The sequence below is a fragment of the Pseudoclavibacter sp. RFBJ3 genome (assembly GCF_002931375.1).
GTDB lineage: Bacteria > Actinomycetota > Actinomycetes > Actinomycetales > Microbacteriaceae > Pseudoclavibacter.
Genome location: NZ_PSXZ01000015.1, coordinates 57,149 through 72,286, shown reverse-complemented (window position 1 = coordinate 72,286; position 15,138 = coordinate 57,149). Strand labels below are relative to the sequence as shown.

Annotated in this window: 13 protein-coding genes; 4 read left to right on the top strand and 9 right to left on the bottom strand. The window is 69.4% G+C overall.

Annotation, left to right across the window (positions count from 1 at the left end; translation table 11 throughout):
* Positions 1-88: 88 nt before the first annotated feature.
* The 9 genes from C5E07_RS14090 to C5E07_RS14050 form a co-directional block, all read right to left on the bottom strand.
* The gene (locus tag C5E07_RS14090) at positions 89-1,132 is read right to left on the bottom strand and encodes a hemolysin family protein (protein ID WP_104243684.1); all 1,044 of its coding nucleotides are present in this window, start codon (positions 1,130-1,132) and stop codon (positions 89-91) included.
* The gene (locus C5E07_RS14085; protein ID WP_104300081.1) at positions 1,125-2,504 is read right to left on the bottom strand and encodes a hemolysin family protein; all 1,380 of its coding nucleotides are present in this window, start codon (positions 2,502-2,504) and stop codon (positions 1,125-1,127) included. The genes C5E07_RS14090 and C5E07_RS14085 overlap by 8 nt, the downstream gene beginning before the upstream one ends.
* Before the next feature lie 144 nt (positions 2,505-2,648).
* Positions 2,649-3,701 carry an aldo/keto reductase gene (locus C5E07_RS14080; RefSeq protein ID WP_104300079.1) on the bottom strand — a complete coding sequence of 351 codons (1,053 nt, stop codon included), beginning with the start codon at positions 3,699-3,701 and terminating at the stop codon, positions 2,649-2,651.
* A 77-nt stretch (positions 3,702-3,778) separates the two neighbouring features.
* Positions 3,779-4,339, bottom strand: coding sequence for a histidine phosphatase family protein (locus C5E07_RS14075; protein WP_104300077.1), 561 nt, complete (start codon positions 4,337-4,339; stop codon positions 3,779-3,781).
* The gene (locus C5E07_RS14070; protein ID WP_104300075.1) at positions 4,336-5,439 is read right to left on the bottom strand and encodes an ABC transporter ATP-binding protein; all 1,104 of its coding nucleotides are present in this window, start codon (positions 5,437-5,439) and stop codon (positions 4,336-4,338) included. The genes C5E07_RS14075 and C5E07_RS14070 overlap by 4 nt, the downstream gene beginning before the upstream one ends.
* Positions 5,436-7,214, bottom strand: a complete 1,779-nt coding sequence (locus tag C5E07_RS14065; protein ID WP_104300073.1) for an iron ABC transporter permease — start codon at positions 7,212-7,214, stop codon at positions 5,436-5,438. Before C5E07_RS14065 ends, C5E07_RS14070 begins: the two co-directional genes overlap by 4 nt.
* On the bottom strand, positions 7,211-8,377 hold the full coding sequence (locus tag C5E07_RS14060) for an ABC transporter substrate-binding protein (protein WP_104300071.1): 1,167 nt from the start codon (positions 8,375-8,377) through the stop codon (positions 7,211-7,213). The genes C5E07_RS14065 and C5E07_RS14060 overlap by 4 nt, the downstream gene beginning before the upstream one ends.
* 94 nt (positions 8,378-8,471) lie before the next feature.
* Positions 8,472-9,302 (bottom strand): MurR/RpiR family transcriptional regulator, encoded by an 831-nt coding sequence (locus C5E07_RS14055; RefSeq protein ID WP_104243669.1) that lies wholly within the window; start codon positions 9,300-9,302, stop codon positions 8,472-8,474.
* A 133-nt stretch (positions 9,303-9,435) separates the two neighbouring features.
* A complete protein-coding gene (locus C5E07_RS14050; protein WP_104300069.1) occupies positions 9,436-10,890 on the bottom strand; it encodes an MFS transporter in 1,455 nt (484 codons plus the stop codon).
* A 274-nt stretch (positions 10,891-11,164) separates the two neighbouring features.
* Here C5E07_RS14050 and C5E07_RS14045 point away from each other — a divergent pair, with 274 nt between their 5' ends.
* From C5E07_RS14045 to C5E07_RS14030, 4 genes are all read left to right on the top strand, one after another.
* Complete coding sequence (locus C5E07_RS14045; protein ID WP_146080606.1) at positions 11,165-12,028, top strand: hypothetical protein; 864 nt, start codon at positions 11,165-11,167, stop codon at positions 12,026-12,028.
* Entirely contained in the window at positions 12,025-12,285 is a 261-nt protein-coding gene (locus C5E07_RS14040; protein ID WP_104300064.1) for a hypothetical protein, read from the top strand. The genes C5E07_RS14045 and C5E07_RS14040 overlap by 4 nt, the downstream gene beginning before the upstream one ends.
* Positions 12,286-12,473: 188 nt before the next feature.
* Positions 12,474-14,339 (top strand): molecular chaperone DnaK, encoded by a 1,866-nt coding sequence (dnaK, locus tag C5E07_RS14035; RefSeq protein WP_104243663.1) that lies wholly within the window; start codon positions 12,474-12,476, stop codon positions 14,337-14,339.
* Positions 14,340-14,341: 2 nt separating this feature from the next.
* Positions 14,342-15,052, top strand: coding sequence for a nucleotide exchange factor GrpE (locus tag C5E07_RS14030; RefSeq protein WP_104300062.1), 711 nt, complete (start codon positions 14,342-14,344; stop codon positions 15,050-15,052).
* The last annotated feature ends 86 nt before the right edge of the window (positions 15,053-15,138 follow it).

Sequence of the window (15,138 nt, the reverse complement as noted above, 5' to 3'; positions counted from 1 at the left end):
GCGGTGGATGCGGCAGCGGATGCGGAAAAGGGATGCTCCCGCCCGTTTCCGAGCGGGAGCATCCCTTCTGCGGGATCGAAGCGGCGGGCTACGCGGCCGCGGAGGTCGCGTTCACCTCGCCGACGAGCACCTCGAGGACGTCCTCGAGGAACAGGAGACCCGTCACCCTGCCGTCGGTGTCGAGCGCCTTGGCGACGTGCGCGCCGCGGTCGCGGAGCACCGCCATGGCGTCCTCGAGTTCCGCGTCGCGCGACACGGAGACGAGGCTCCGCAGTCGCTTCTGGGGGATGGGCGACGTGAAGGCGTCAGCACCCATGAGGTCCATGACGTCCTTCATGTGGATGTAGCTCGTCGGCTCTCCTCGCTCGTCGGTGACGACGTAGCGGGAGAAGCCGTGCTCGGCGACGGCCTTCTGCACGTCGATGGGGCGCGCGCCTGCCGGCAGGAGCACCATCTCGGCGATGGGCACATCCACGTCGCTGACCTTCTTCTCGGTGAACTCGAACGCGCCAGCGAGCGTGCCGGACGTGTCGCTCAGCGTTCCCTCTCGGGTCGACTGCTCGACGATTCCGGCCACCTCCTCGAGCGTGTACGTGCTCGTCGCCTCGTCCTTCGGCTCGACCTTGAAGAGGCGCAGCACGCCGTTCGCGATCGTGTTGAGGCTCCAGATGATCGGGTTGAAGATCTTGGAGACCACGACGAGCGGCGGGGCGAGAAGGAGCGACGCGCGGTCAGGCACCGAGAACGCGAGGTTCTTGGGGATCATCTCGCCGAACACGACGTGCAGGAACGTGACCAGCACGAGCGCGACCGCGAACGCGATCACGCTGATGGCCTCGGCCGACAGCGCGGTGAGCCCGAGCGGGATCTCGAGCAGGTGGTGGATGGCCGGCTCGGAGACGTTCAGGATGAGCAGCGAGCAGACGGTGATGCCCAGCTGGCTCGTCGCCAGCATGAGCGTCGCGTGCTCCATCGCCCACAGGGTGGTCTTCGCGGCGCGGCTGCCCCGCTCGGCGAGGGGCTCGATCTGGGATCGCTTCGCCGAGATGACGGCGAACTCGGCGCCGACGAAGAAGGCGTTGCCGATGAGGAGGACGAACAGCCACAGGATTCCTGGCAGGTACTCACTCATTGGTCATCACCTCCTTGACTCGGTCGTGGGCTCTGTCGAGCGCAAGCTCCTGGTTCGTCATGAGGCTCTGGTCGCCGTCCGGTTCGTCGGGCAGGTAGCGGACCCGCACGATGCGCGTGCCGTCGATGCGCTCGACGCGCAGCATGCCCGACTCGATGGCGACCTCGTCGCCCAGTTCGGGGAGACGCTCGAGGGTGTCGGTGATGAATCCGCCGACGGTGTCGTAGTCGCCGTCCTCCGGCACCTCGATGGCGAGGCGGTCGAGGACTTCGTCCGGGCGCCAGGAGGCGTCGAACGTGACGGACCGGCCGCGCCGGATAAACCCGGTCTGGTGTCGGTCGTGTTCGTCCTCGAGCTCCCCGACGATCTCCTCGACGAGGTCTTCGAGCGTGACGATGCCAGCGGTGCCGCCGTGCTCATCCACGACGACGGCAACCTGGTGGCGTTCGGCGCGCAGGAGGGTCAGCAGGGCGGATGCGCCCATCGACTCCGGCACGCGGAGCGCCTCGGTCTGCAGCTCGCCGGCGGTGACCTCGGTCTGGCGCTCCACGGCGACCGCGAACGCCTGTTTGGCGTGCACGAACCCCGTGATGTTGTCCGGGGTGCCGTCGACGACCGGGAACCGGGAGTAGCCGGTCTCGATGGCGAGGGCGATGATCGCCTGCGCCGTGTCGTCGACCTCCACGCTCGCCATGCGCACGCGGGGCGTCATGACGTCGGACGCGTCGTGCTCGGCGAACTTGAGGGTGCGTCGCAGCAGGGCCGCGTCGTCTTCCTCGAGCAGGCCGGACAGCGCGGAGTGGCGAATGAGGTACGACAGCTCGTCGGCGCTTCTGGCACCGGAGAGCTCCTCCTTGGGCTCGATGCCCATGGAGCGGATGATGGCGTTCGCGGTGTTGTTCAGGAGCAGGATCACGGGCTTGAACACCGTCGTGAAGAGCGCCTGGAACGGGATGACGACCTTCGCGGTCGCCCTGGGGAGGGCGAGTGCGAAGTTCTTCGGGACGAGCTCGCCGATGATCATCGAGAACAGCGTCGCGAGGATGATGCCGACGATGGCTCCCGCTACGGGCACGAGGCCCGCGGGAACGCCGACTCCGGTGAGGGGTTCCTCGAGGAGGGAGCTGACGGCCGGCTCGAACGTGTATCCCGTGAGCAGGGTCGTGAGCGTGATCCCGAGCTGCGCGCTGGAGAGGTGCGTCGACGTGATCTTCAGGGCCTTGATGGTGGGCCCGAGTCGCTTCTCTCCGCGGCTTTGCCGTTTTTCGAGTTCGTTTCGGTCGAGGTTGACGAGCGCGAATTCACTCGCGACGAACAACCCGGTTCCTACTGTGAGAACGAGGCCGATGCCGAGCATCACCCATTCGTTCATGCGTGGTGCCTCCAGACTGTGGCGGCCGAGGGTTCGGCCGGAACGTCGAGAGGCTTGGGACTATGACTGGGAGGGTCTTCCATGAAGAGAGATTCTAGTTGCCCTTCGTTTGCCCGCAACTCGCCAAGCTGGGGATCCGCCTGGTCAGGATCGGGCGAGCTGGGCCTCTTCCCGGCCCTGGGAGGTCCAGGCGGGGTCGGCGGAGCGGTGGCCGACGACTCGGTCGGCGAGCGCGTCCAGCTGCTGCAGCTGCTCGACGTTCAGCTCGAGGCCGATGGCACGCAGGTTCTCGTCGACGCGCTGCGGGCTGCGGGTTCCGGGAATGGGGGAGACGCGCACGCCGAACTCCGCCGACTTCGCGTAGACCCAGGCGAGGGCGACCTCGGCGACCGAGACGTGGCGGTCGTGCACTTCGCTGAGCTGCTGGGCGACAGCGGCGACCTCGCCGGCAAGCGCGCGATTCACGGGCAGGTTCTCGGGGAAGAAGCGGGGGAAGTTGGCGCGCACATTGGGGGAGACGGCGTCGAGCTCCGCCCACGAGTCGGTGAGCAGGCCGCGGCTGACGGGCGAGTAGGGCACGAACCCGGCTCCGACCTCGCGGATGGCGGGGATGACGTACGCCTCCAGGTCGCGGCTGAAGATGCTGTACTCGCTCTGCACCGCGGCGATCGGGTGGATGGCGGCCGCGCGGATGATCTCGGCGCCCGTCGGCTCGCTCAGCCCGATGTGGCGGACCTTGCCTTCGGCGACGAGCTCGGAGACGAACCCGACCGTGTCCTCGATCGGCACGTTCGGGTCGACGCGGTGCTGGTAGTAGAGGTCGATGTGGTCGGTGCCGAGGCGCGTGAGGGAGAGCTCGACCTGCTCGCGGACGTGCTCGCGGTCGCCGCGCACTCCGCGCTTGCCGACGCCGTCGCCCTTCGTGATGCCGAACTTCGTGGCGAGCTGGATGCGCTCCCGCTGTGCCGGGAAGATCTTCGCGATGGTGCGCTCGCTGCGGCCGTCGCCGTAGATGTTGGCGGTGTCGAGGAACGTGATGCCCGCATCCACCGAATGCTGCAGCGTGCGCAGCGCCTGCGCGTCGTCGATGGGCCCGTAGGCATCGCTGAGGCTCATCGCGCCGTAGCCCTGCACGGTCGTAACGAGGCCGTCGCCGAGGAGTGTCGTGGGGAGCTGGCCTTCCGAGCTGTTCGTCATGGCGTCAAGTCTTGTGCCGACCACCGACATTTCGCCACCGAGTTGCGCCCCGGGGGTAACACTCGGGGCGCGGCTCGCTACCTCGCCACGTTGAAGGCGACGAGCCGAGCCGAGCCGTCGTGCTGCACGTCGATCGCCGTGAGGCTCGGCGCGGCGACAGGCTCGATGAGGTCCGCGGTGAGACCGATGTAGCGCGCGAGGACCGCGCGGATCGTGCCACCGTGGGTGACGACCAGCACGGGTCCTGGCCGCCTGGCGGCATCGGCGACGGCGCCCTCGATGCGGGCTCGAAGCGCCGGCGCCGACTCTCCGCCAGGCGGCACGAGCCGCCCCGCACGCCACTCGGCGTAGTCCGGCCCGATCTCCGCTGGCACGCGCCCCTCCCATTCGCCGAGCGTCGCCTCCGCCCAGCGCTCGTCGATCGACGGCTCGAGGTCGCTGAGGGCCGACGCTGTGGAGCGAGCACGGAGCAGCGGCGAGGCGACCACGCTGGAGGGTGCCCACAGCGAGACGGCATCCCGCAGCGCCGCCGCATCCGCCCGGCCCTTGGCGGTGAGGTCGATGTCGGTGCGCCCCTGCAGGCGGCGCTCGGCGGTCCATGAGGTCGCGCCGTGGCGAACCAGCAGCAGCGCGGTCATCGGGCCGCCCCCGCGAGCTCGGTCCCCGCCGCATCCCCGGCGGCCGAGAGCCGCGAGCCGTCCGCCGAGAAGATCGCGTCCGGATGCTCCGGCGGCTGCAGGCGCGTCGCCTCGCCAGGCTGGTGGGCCCGGTCGGTGACGATCGAGAGGCGGTCTGCGCCCGCGAGGCCCGTCGTGATCCATCGTCCTGCGACCGGGGTCGACTCGAGCACCTCGAACTCGAGGAGCCCGCCGGGCCCGACCGAGATCGACTCCGGCGCGTACATGGCGTGCAGCGTCGCCCCGTCCGGGACGCCGGGCACCTCGGCGAGCGGGGCCACGCCCCGGAAGAGGCGCCCCCGCCCGACCTCCCCGCGGAGCATGACCTTCGCGGGGCTCCCCAGGAAGGAGGCGACGAACGCGGTCGCGGGCCGATCGAGCAGCTCCTGCGGCGTGCCGAACTGCTCGATCGCCCCATCACGCATCACCGCGATGTGGGTCGCCATGGCAAGCGCCTCCACCTGGTCGTGCGTGACGTACACGCTCGTCGCACCGCTCAGCCGGTGCACATTCACGAGCTCGGCCCGCGTGTCGAGCCGCAGGCGCGCGTCCAGATTGGAGAGGGGCTCGTCGAAGAGGAGCACGCCGGGCTTCGGCGCGACGGTGCGGGCGATGGCGACGCGCTGCTGCTGGCCGCCGGAGAGCTCGGCGGGGAAGCGATCGGCGAGGCCGTCGAGCTCGAGCATGCCGAGCACCTCGGCGACTCGAGCGTCACGCTCTGCGGAGCCCCAGCTGGCGACCTTGAGCGGCCAGCCGATGTTGTCGCGCACGCGCATGTGCGGCCACAGCGCGTAGCTCTGGAACACCATGCCGAGCCCGCGCTTGCTCGCCGGCACGGACGCGCCCGTGTCGCCGTCGGCGACGACCCGGTCGCCGAAGCAGATGCGCCCCGCCGTCGGCTCCTCGAGCCCCGCGAGCATGCGCAGCGTCGTGGTCTTCCCGCATCCGGAGGGTCCGAGCAGCACGACGAAGGCGCCGTCCGGGATATCGAGATCGATGTCGCGCACCGCGCTCTGGCGGCCGAACGCCTTCGCGAGGCGGTCGAGGGTGATGGCGGTCACGTGGTGCTCCCGGCGTTTCGGTCGCCCTGCAGTCTGCGGGCGAGGAGGGTGGCGGCCACCGAGATGGCGGCGATGATGAGGGTGATGGCGTTGGCGTGCTGGGTGAATCCCTCGGAGGCATACCGGAAGGTCATGGTCGAGAGCAGCGGGGTGGCTGGCGTGACGAGCAGCACGACAAGCGACAGGTCGCGCACCATGGTCACGAAGACGAGCACGCCTCCGCCCACCACGCCCCTGGCCGAGAGGGGCAGCAGGATGCGCGCCAGCCGTCGCGGTCCACGGGCCCCGGCGACGGTCGCTGCCTCCTCGAGCTCGCTCGAGACCTGGCCGAGCGCGGCCCGTGAGGTCTGGAACGCGAACGGGACGCTCGCCGCGACGCCGGCGAGGATCAGGATCCAGAAGGTGCCGTAGAGCGAGGGGAGCGGGCCGATCGGCGTCCCGAACTGCGCGATGAACGCGGCCCCGAACGCGACGCCAGGGATGAGGAAGGGCACGTACGACAGGAACGAGATCGTCCCGGACGTGACGCGCGCTCGCGGGAGGCGACGCAGCACGTAGGCGCCGAGCACGCCGAGCACGATCGCCCCGACCGCGACGGAGGCCCCGAGCGCGAGGGTGCCGCCGAGCGCGGTGATGACGGTCGGGTCGGTGAGGATGCCCCGAACGCCCTGCGCGATGCCGGGGTCGGACCCGCCGGTCCAGAAGTGCAGCGTGAAGCCGCCGTCGACGCGCCCCGTGCGCCGCAGCACGGTGCTCACGGCGAGCACGATGCCGGGGACGATCGCCGTGACCAGCACCAGCGAGGATGCGGCGACGAGCAGCGGGATGCGCCAGACGCCGGTCCGCACGGCGCGGGCCCGCGTCGCCTTGCCGGTGAGCGTCGCGAACGAGCCGCGCCCCGTGGCCTTCGTGCCGAGGAAGAGCACGGCCGCCGCGATGACGACGAGGAGGATCGAGAGCACGTAGCCACGTTCGACGTCGCCCGTCGAGATGGACCCGTAGAGGCGGGTGCTCAGGGTCTGGAAGCGGACAGGCAGGCCGAGCAGGGCTGGCACGGCGAAGTTGCTGACCCCTTCGGCGAAGGCCAGCAGGAACCCGGCGAGGAGCGCGGGGGCGACCGAGGGCAGCGTCACGCGCAGGGCGATGTGCAGCCTGGAGGCCCCGGTCAGCTCGGCGGCCGCGAGCAGGTCCCCGCCGACGTTCGCGAGGGCTGCGGCGACGACGAGGAAGGACAGCGAGAAGTAGTGCGCGACGAGCGTGAGCGTGATCGGCACGGCTCCCCAGGCCAGCGCATCCGGAACCGCGATGCCGAACGACTGGAGGAGGCCGGGGGAGCCGCCGATGCGGTCGTTGCGGAAGACCGTCTCCCAGGCGAGCGCGATGGCGAAGCTCGGCAGGGCGAAGGGCACGGCGGCGAGCGCGCCGATGATCGTCCGGCCGGGCACGTCGCTCATGACGACGACCCAGGCGAGGAACGCGCCGATCACGGTCGAGAGGAGTCCCGTTCCGAGGCCGACGAGCAGCGAGTTCCCGAGCGGCTGCCAGAAGAGGTTGCCCGCGATGCGCCCGACGAACACGTCGCCCCATGCGCCGGCACCCCGTTCGCCGACGGTCGCGGCGACGAGGCCGCCGAGGGGGAGCGCCACGAGGACGACGAGGATGGCGATGACGACCGCCGCGAGCACGCCGATGCGGCCTCGCGATGCGACCGTCCGCCAGCCGCGGCCCCGCGAGGGGGTGGGGCGGCGGCCGACGGACGTGGTGAGGAGCGTCACTGGATGCTGAGGAGGAAGTCGGCGATCTCGTCGCGGCGCTCGGCGGACGATTCCGGCTCGATGCGCCACGCGCCGAGCTCGTCGAGCGAGACGGCGTCGGCTGGCGCGACCACGTCGCTGCGCGTCGGGTAGTCGCCTGCGACGTAGAACGGCTCGAAGCCCTCTCCGCCCGTCTCGGTGTCATCGCCCATCATGTAGTCGATGAGGAGTCGCGCGGCTGCCGGGTTCTGGGCGTTCGCGGTAACGCCGAGCATCGCGGGGAACGCGATGCCGGGCGACGGGGCGACGTTCGCGGCCACCTGCAGCGCCCATCCCTCGTCCTCGTTGTCGCGGCGGTCGGAGTACGAGGTGAAGCCGACGGGAGGGTTCGCCTGGCCGGTGGCGCCGATCGCGGCGTTGACCGTGTCGGTGTCGTCGACGAGCACGACGTCGTTCGCGTAGAGCTCGGAGATGAACTGCAGGCCCGCGTCGTCCACGCCCTCGTCGAGCACGACCGGCGTGCCGAAGTGCTCCTCGTAGGCGGCGGCCATCTCGTCGGCGCGCAGCGACATCTCGGTCACGAGGTCGAGGTAGTCTCCGCGCACGTTCGGGTCGACCATGACGACCTTGCCCGCCCACGCCGGCTCGGTCAGCTCCCACAGGTTGTCGACCGGGGCGCCATCCGGATGCGCCTCCTCGTTGTACATGAGCACCTTCGTCGAGAGGCGGTTCGCGACGAGGGGCGCCTGGAACTCGGCGGGCAGCGACTCGGCGACGCGCGGCGGCACGTAGGGGGTCAGCACGCCGTCGGCGAGCAGCTCGGTGACGACGACCGGGGCGTCGCTCACGTAGGCGACATCCGCGGTCGTGCTGCCCGCGGTGTGCTCGCTCGCGAGTCGCTGGATGAGCTCGGTCGAGGAGAGGTCGCTCGAGACGACGTCGATGCCGGGGTAGGCGGCCTCGAAGCTCTCCTCGATGCTCGCGACGCGGCTCGTGAAGGCGTACACGGAGACCGTGCCCTCCGCTTCGGCCATCGCGACGAGCTCGTCGTGGCTGAGGGAGTCCCAGTCGACTGCGGATGCCGCGTCGTCGCCGGTGGTCGGGGTGGTGGAGCATCCGGCGAGGAGCGCGAGGGCGGTGAGCGCCGCGGCGGACGTCACGAGAGGGCGGGCGGGGAAGCGCATGGGTGTTCCTTCGTTGTCTGTGGAGCGCAGAGCGGTGAGGGGTGGATGCGTCGAGGCGCATCCGGGTGCGAGGTGAAGCTGGTCGTGGTGCAGGTCAGGAGTCGAGGCGGTCGAGGAGCGTGCCGAGGCGGTCGAGGGAGCGCAGGGAGGGCTCGGCACGGCGGGCGATGGTGAGGATGAGTGCGTTGCTGATCGCCATCGGCACGGTCAGGGAGAGGTAGTCGTCGCTGCCGCCGCGGGGCGCGGCGATGATGGTCGACGGGCGCGGGGCGGGCCACACGACGGTGTCGGTGATGAGGGCGCTGTGCGCGCCCGCCTCCGCCGCCACGTCGAGCAGCGGCCCGAGCACGGCGGGCGCCCGGCGGAAGGCGAAGGCCAGGAGGAGGTCGCCCGCCGAGAGCCGCGCGATCCGCTCGGCGATGTCGCGGCGCGACCCCGTGAGCTGCACGGTGCGCATCCCGAACCGCTGCAGGCGGCGGCTCATGAGGTCGACGAGCACGGTCGCGTTGCCCTGCGCGAAGAGGTGCACCTCGCCGGCGCGCAGCACCTGCTCGGCGAGCGCATCCAGCTCGCCCTGCTGGACGTGGCGGGGGAGGTCGGAGAGCGCAGCGAGCTCGTCGTCGACGAATCCACCGAGCACGTCGCTCGCCTGATGGCGCTCGAGACGACCCCTGATGCGCTGCGAGGGGCCATCGCCGCCGTGGTAGTCGGCGCGCAGCGCATCCCGAAGCTGCGGGTAGCCCTCGAAGCCGAGACGCTGCGCGAGCCGGGTGGCCGCGGACTGGTGCAGCTGCAGCGGGCCGGTCAGCTCGGCCGCGCTCCAGAAGGTGGCCTCGAGCGGCTGCGACTGCAGGGCCGACACGAGCCGACGGTCGGTCGGCGTGAGCAGGTGACCCTGCTGCTTGGCGAGGCTGATGATGAGCACGCGAGGAACGCTAAGTGCAAAAGAACTTGCAATGGGTGCAAGTCCTGCACGTTCACGTGCCGTTCATCGAGTGTCCGATTCGGCGTTCCCTGAGGCGCCGCCGGAGTGCCGCCGGAGCGCCGCGGAGTCCGCGCTACGCGCTCGCCTGCTTCACCTTGCTCGGCACGGGCAGCATCATGAGGAAGCCGACGGCGAGCACGATGCCGATGCCGATGATGCCCATCTTCGGGTTGCCGGAGAGGAACACGAAGAGGCTGAACAGGGCGGGCGTGATGAAGCTCGCGACGCGGTTCGTGGTGGCGTAGAGGCCGAACAGCTCGCCCTCGCGCCCGGGAGGCGTCGCGCGCGACAGGTAGGAGCGACTCGCCGCCTGCGCGGGACCCACGAAGAGGCACAGGGCGAGGCCGAAGATCCAGAACACGGTCTGCTCGGACGGCAGGAAGAGGAGCACTACGGAGAACGCGGTGAGCGACACGAGCGACGCCATGATGACGAGCTTCGGGCCGAAGCGGTCGTCGAACCAGCCGGCAGCGAGCGTGCCGAGGCCGGCGACGAGGTTCGCGGCGACCGCGAAGTAGATGACCTCGCTCGGCGCGAAGCCGTACACCTGCGCCGCGAGGATCGCCCCGAACGCGAAGATCGCCTGCAGGCCGTCGCGGAAGACGGCGCTCGCGGCGAGGAACAGGAGGAGCTTCGGGTCGCTCTTCGCGAGCTTCCCGATCACGCGGAAGAGAACGCCGTAGGAGGCGAGGAAGCCCACCTTCGGGCGGTTCTCGTCCTTCGCGATCTCCGGCACCTTGAACATGACGGGGAGCGCGAAGACGACGTACCAGACGGCCGCGAGCACGATGGCGAAGCGGATGTCGAGCGCGCCCCCATCCACCCCGCTCGGCACCCCGAGCACCCCGTTCCTGCCCTCCGCGCCGAACGACTGGATGAACAGCACGAGCAGCAGCACGAGCAGCACGATGCTGCCCAGGTAGCCGAGGCCCCAGCCGATGCCGGAGATGCGGCCCACGTTCTTGGGCGTCGACACCTGCGAGAGCATGGCGTTGTAGTTGACGCCGCTCAGCTCGGCGAAGATCGTGCCGACCGCGAGCAGCAGCGCGCCCCAGAACAGGTACTCCTCGCCCGGCTGGATGAAGAACATGGCGAGCATGATGAGCACGGTGATGCCCGTGAAGATGCCGAGCCACAGCTTGCGCTTGCCTGAGCCGTCCGAGCGCTGTCCGAGGACCGGCGCGATGAGTGCGACGAGCAGGCCCGCGACGGTGCTCAGGTTCGCGATGACGTTCGTGGATGCGGCCTGAGCCGCCAGGTACTGCGGGTCGAGCGGGTTCGCCTCCCCGAGCGCCGCGATCTGCGGGTCGATGAAGAGGTCGCTCGCGAGGTAGGTGGCGAAGACGAACGTGACGACGACGGCCTGGAAGGCGGAGTTGCCCACGTCCCACAATGCCCAGGCGGTTGCACGCTTCTTGAGTTCCTTCGGCGTCACCGCCGCCCCGCCGTCGACGGTCTCGACCCGCCCGCTCGGGGTCGCATCGCTGAGGGAGGTGGCGCCGTCGTCGGCGCGGCCGGGGAGTGCCATGCGCGGAGTCTATGCGCGGGAGGCGGCGCGCAGGCGAACGCGCGGACGGTGGGGTCCGCGTGGACGTCGGCCCATCCCGGCCCGGCCAACTTCCGTGATGGTTCGGGGCTGCCCGCCCGGATGGACGTCAGCCGGGCCGAAGCATCACGGAAGTTGGCCAGTGCAGTGCCTGCGTGCAGGCGCGCCGCCGGCGGAGTTCGCCCGGAGTTCGTCTGCAGTGAACCGGCCCGTGACCTGCGCGTGGCACCGTTGGGAGAAAGGGAGAGGTTGGCGCATGCGGATCACAACGAGAGTGTCGCTGGCCGCCGTCGTGCTCGTCCTGATCGGCATCGCGCTCGGTGTCGCGACGCTGTTCAGCTGGATGGTGAACGAGACCCACTTCGATCGCCCGACCGCGCAGTTCGACGAGTTCGCGGACCGCGTCGAGGCGCTGCCGGGCGTCAGCGACGTCCAGCACGAGCGCTGGGTCGAGGCGCCGCTCTTCGTCGACCCGATCTCGTGGGTCGGGGTGGACGTCGAACAGGAGCACCTGCCCGGCCTCCTGGCCGAGCTCTGCGCATCGGCCCATCCCGAGGCGATCAGCTGGTCGATCGACGTCGCGGCGGCCGCTGGGGGCGAAACGTCACTGCACAGCCAGACCGACTCATCGAGACGATCGCTGTCCGGAGGTGTCTGTCCGAGCTTCGGGTTCGACGCCGTGCCGCTTGTCGACGCGCTCGACGCAGTCGTGCCCGGCCTTGCCGTGCAGCCGTCGATCTGGGAGAACGGCCGCTTCGCCCTGGTGTCGATAGCGGAGGCGCCGAACGGGTATCTCCATCTCCTGCCGCTCGTCGAGAACACCGAGGCGCTGCTCGCCGCAGCGGGCCTGGAGCAAGACCAGGAGCTCGAGATCAACTCCACGACGCTCGGCGCCTCGATCCTTCCCGGTCAGCAGGAGCCCTACCTCGCGCTGCTCACCGAGCTCGCCGAGCGTCACGAGGTCAGCTTCTTCTGGGCAGACGGCGGCGGCACGCCCATCGACGGCGTCGAGCGCGTCAATATCACCGCACCCGCCTCGCAGCACTCGGCGATCGAGTCCGCGATCGGCGCATCCGGTCTGCACATCGCCGACTTCCCGGTGGAGTTCCAGGAGCCGTGAGGTGGCCGGCCGCCGAACCACGGCGGCACCTGCGCCCCACGTTCCGCGGTCGCGCCGACATCGTCCGCTGGCGCCGAGAGGTCTCGAACGCCTTCACGTTCACCGCGAGGCTCCTCGACTCGGAGCGCGACGGGTTGCGCGCCGCCGTGACGGAACGGCTCGAGGGAGATTTCCCGGGAGGACGGGTGGACCTCACGAGCACCTTCGACCTCGGGTCCGACGGACTCATCGAACGGCTGGTTATCCGGGTCGCCTGATGGTGCTGGCCTCTGTGCGCAGACTTGAGTCGTTCCCACTCAACTCTCAGCCGCCCAGCTTGACGCGTGCACCGTGCTGAGTAAACTTGAGCGCAGACGGCTCAGGTCTTCATGCCTCCGATTCGGAGCACAGAACCAGAGCCGACGAAGACTCAGAACAGACAAGCACTACAAAAGGAGAACCACACATGTCACGTGCTGTTGGAATCGACCTCGGAACCACGAACTCCTGCGTCTCGGTCCTCGAGGGTGGTGAGCCCAAGGTCATCGCAAACGCCGAGGGCTTCCGCACCACCCCGTCGATCGTCGCATTCACGAAGGACGGCGACGTCCTCGTCGGCGAGACCGCCAAGCGCCAGGCCGTCACGAACGTCGACCGCACCATCGGATCCGTCAAGCGCCACATGGGCACCACCTGGACCCAGGCCATCGACGACAAGAAGTACACCGCGCAGGAGATCTCCGCGCGCATCCTCGGCAAGCTCAAGCGCGACGCAGAGCAGTACCTCGGTGACAAGGTGACCGACGCGGTCATCACCGTCCCCGCGTACTTCAACGACGCCGAGCGCCAGGCCACGAAGGAAGCCGGCGAGATCGCCGGCCTCAACGTGCTCCGCATCATCAACGAGCCGACCGCCGCCGCACTCGCGTATGGCCTCGACAAGGGCAAGGAAGACGAGCTCATCCTCGTCTTCGACCTCGGTGGCGGAACGTTCGACGTCTCCCTCCTCGAAGTGGGCAAGGACGACGACTTCTCCACCATCCAGGTGCGCTCCACCGCAGGTGACAACCGCCTCGGCGGCGACGACTGGGACGACCGTCTCGTCAAGTACCTCATCACCGAGTTCAAGTCGCAGACCGGCGTCGACGTCGCGAACGACAAGATCGCGCTCCAGCGCCTCAAGGAAGCCGCTGAGCAGGCGAAGAAGGAGCTCTCCAGCTCCACCAGCGCCAGCATCCAGCTGCCGTACCTCTCCCTCACGGAGAACGGCCCCGCGAACCTCGACACGAGCATCACGCGTGCGAAGTTCGAGGACCTCACGAAGGACCTCCTCGAGCGCACCCGCAAGCCGTTCGAAGACGTCATCCGCGAAGCCGGCATCAAGGTCGACGAGATCGACCACGTCGTCCTCGTCGGTGGCTCCACCCGCATGCCCGCCGTCGCCGAGCTCGTCAAGAAGCTCAGCGGCAAGGAGGCCAACAAGGGCGTCAACCCGGATGAGGTCGTCGCAGTCGGCGCCGCACTCCAGGCTGGCGTGCTGAAGGGCGAGCGCAAGGACGTCCTCCTCATCGACGTCACGCCCCTCTCCCTCGGCATCGAGACCAAGGGCGGCATCATGACCAAGCTCATCGAGCGCAACACGGCCATCCCGACCAAGCGCAGCGAGACCTTCACGACGGCCGACGACAACCAGCCGTCCGTGCAGATCCAGGTCTTCCAGGGCGAGCGCGAGTTCACCCGCGACAACAAGAACCTCGGCACCTTCGAGCTCACCGGCATCGCACCGGCCCCCCGTGGCATGCCGCAGATCGAGGTCACGTTCGACATCGACGCCAACGGCATCGTGCACGTCTCCGCAAAGGACAAGGGCACGGGCAAGGAGCAGTCGATGACGATCACCGGCGGCTCCAGCCTCGGCAAGGAAGACATCGAGCGCATGGTCCGCGAAGCTGAAGAGCACGCGGAAGAAGACAAGAAGCGCCGCGAAGGCGCCGAGCAGCGCAACATCGCCGAGACCACGGTCTACCAGGTCGAGAAGGTGCTCACCGAGAACGACGACAAGCTCCCCGCCGACGTCAAGAACGAGGTCCAGGGCGATGTCGACGCGCTCAAGACGGCCCTCGCAGGCGACGACGACGCGGCCGTGAAGTCGGCGCTCGACAAGCTCAACACCAGCCAGACGAAGCTCGGCGAGGCCATCTACGCCGCAGCCCAGGCTGAGCAGGCAGCAGAGGCCCCCGCGGCCGACGCACCCGCCGGAGACCAGGCAGCCGACGATGACATCGTCGACGCCGAGGTCGTGGACGACGAGGACGACAAGGACAAGAAGTAACCATGGCTGAAGAGCGAAACGAGTCAGAAGCACGCGGCCCCGAGAACTCGGGAGAAGCAAACGAGCCGATCATCAACGACAAGCGTCGGATCGACCCGGAGACTGGCGAAGTTCGCGACCTCGGCACGGCTGCTGGGGCCGAGTCGGCGGAGTCCACACCGGACGACGCCGACCCGGCCGCCGGCCAGGCTGCTGAAGCCGCGGCTGAAGGCCTGAGCGTCGAGGATCTCGAGAAGCTCCTCAGCGGCGAAGGTGCAGAAGACGCGCCAACGGAAGGCACCCCCGGCGAGAGCGATCTCGCAGTGGAGCGCCTCCACGACCTGCAGCGCGTCCAGGCGGAGTACGCCAACTACCGCCGCCGCACCGACCGCGAGAAGGCCGAGGCCTACGACGCCACCAAGGCGGAAGTGCTCCGGTCCCTCCTCCCCGTCCTCGACGACCTCGACCGTGCCCAGAAGCACGGCGACCTCATCGAGGACACCCCGGTCGCCGTCATCGCGAACAAGCTGCGCACCGCAGTCGAGCGCCTCGGCCTCACCGCCTACGGTGAAGCCGGAGAGGCCTTCGACCCCCAGCGGTACGAGGCCATCGCACAGCTGCCGAACCCCGAGGTCACGAGCGACACGATCGCTGACGTCGTCGAACGCGGCTACACCATCGGCGAGCGCGTCGTCCGCGTCGCGAAGGCAGCCGTCTTCGTACCCGCTTCATAAGCACCGCGATCGGCGCATCCGCCCGATCGAACACGGGAGGGGGCACCGCAGCTGCGGGCCCCCTCTTGTCTTCATCCGGAAGACAC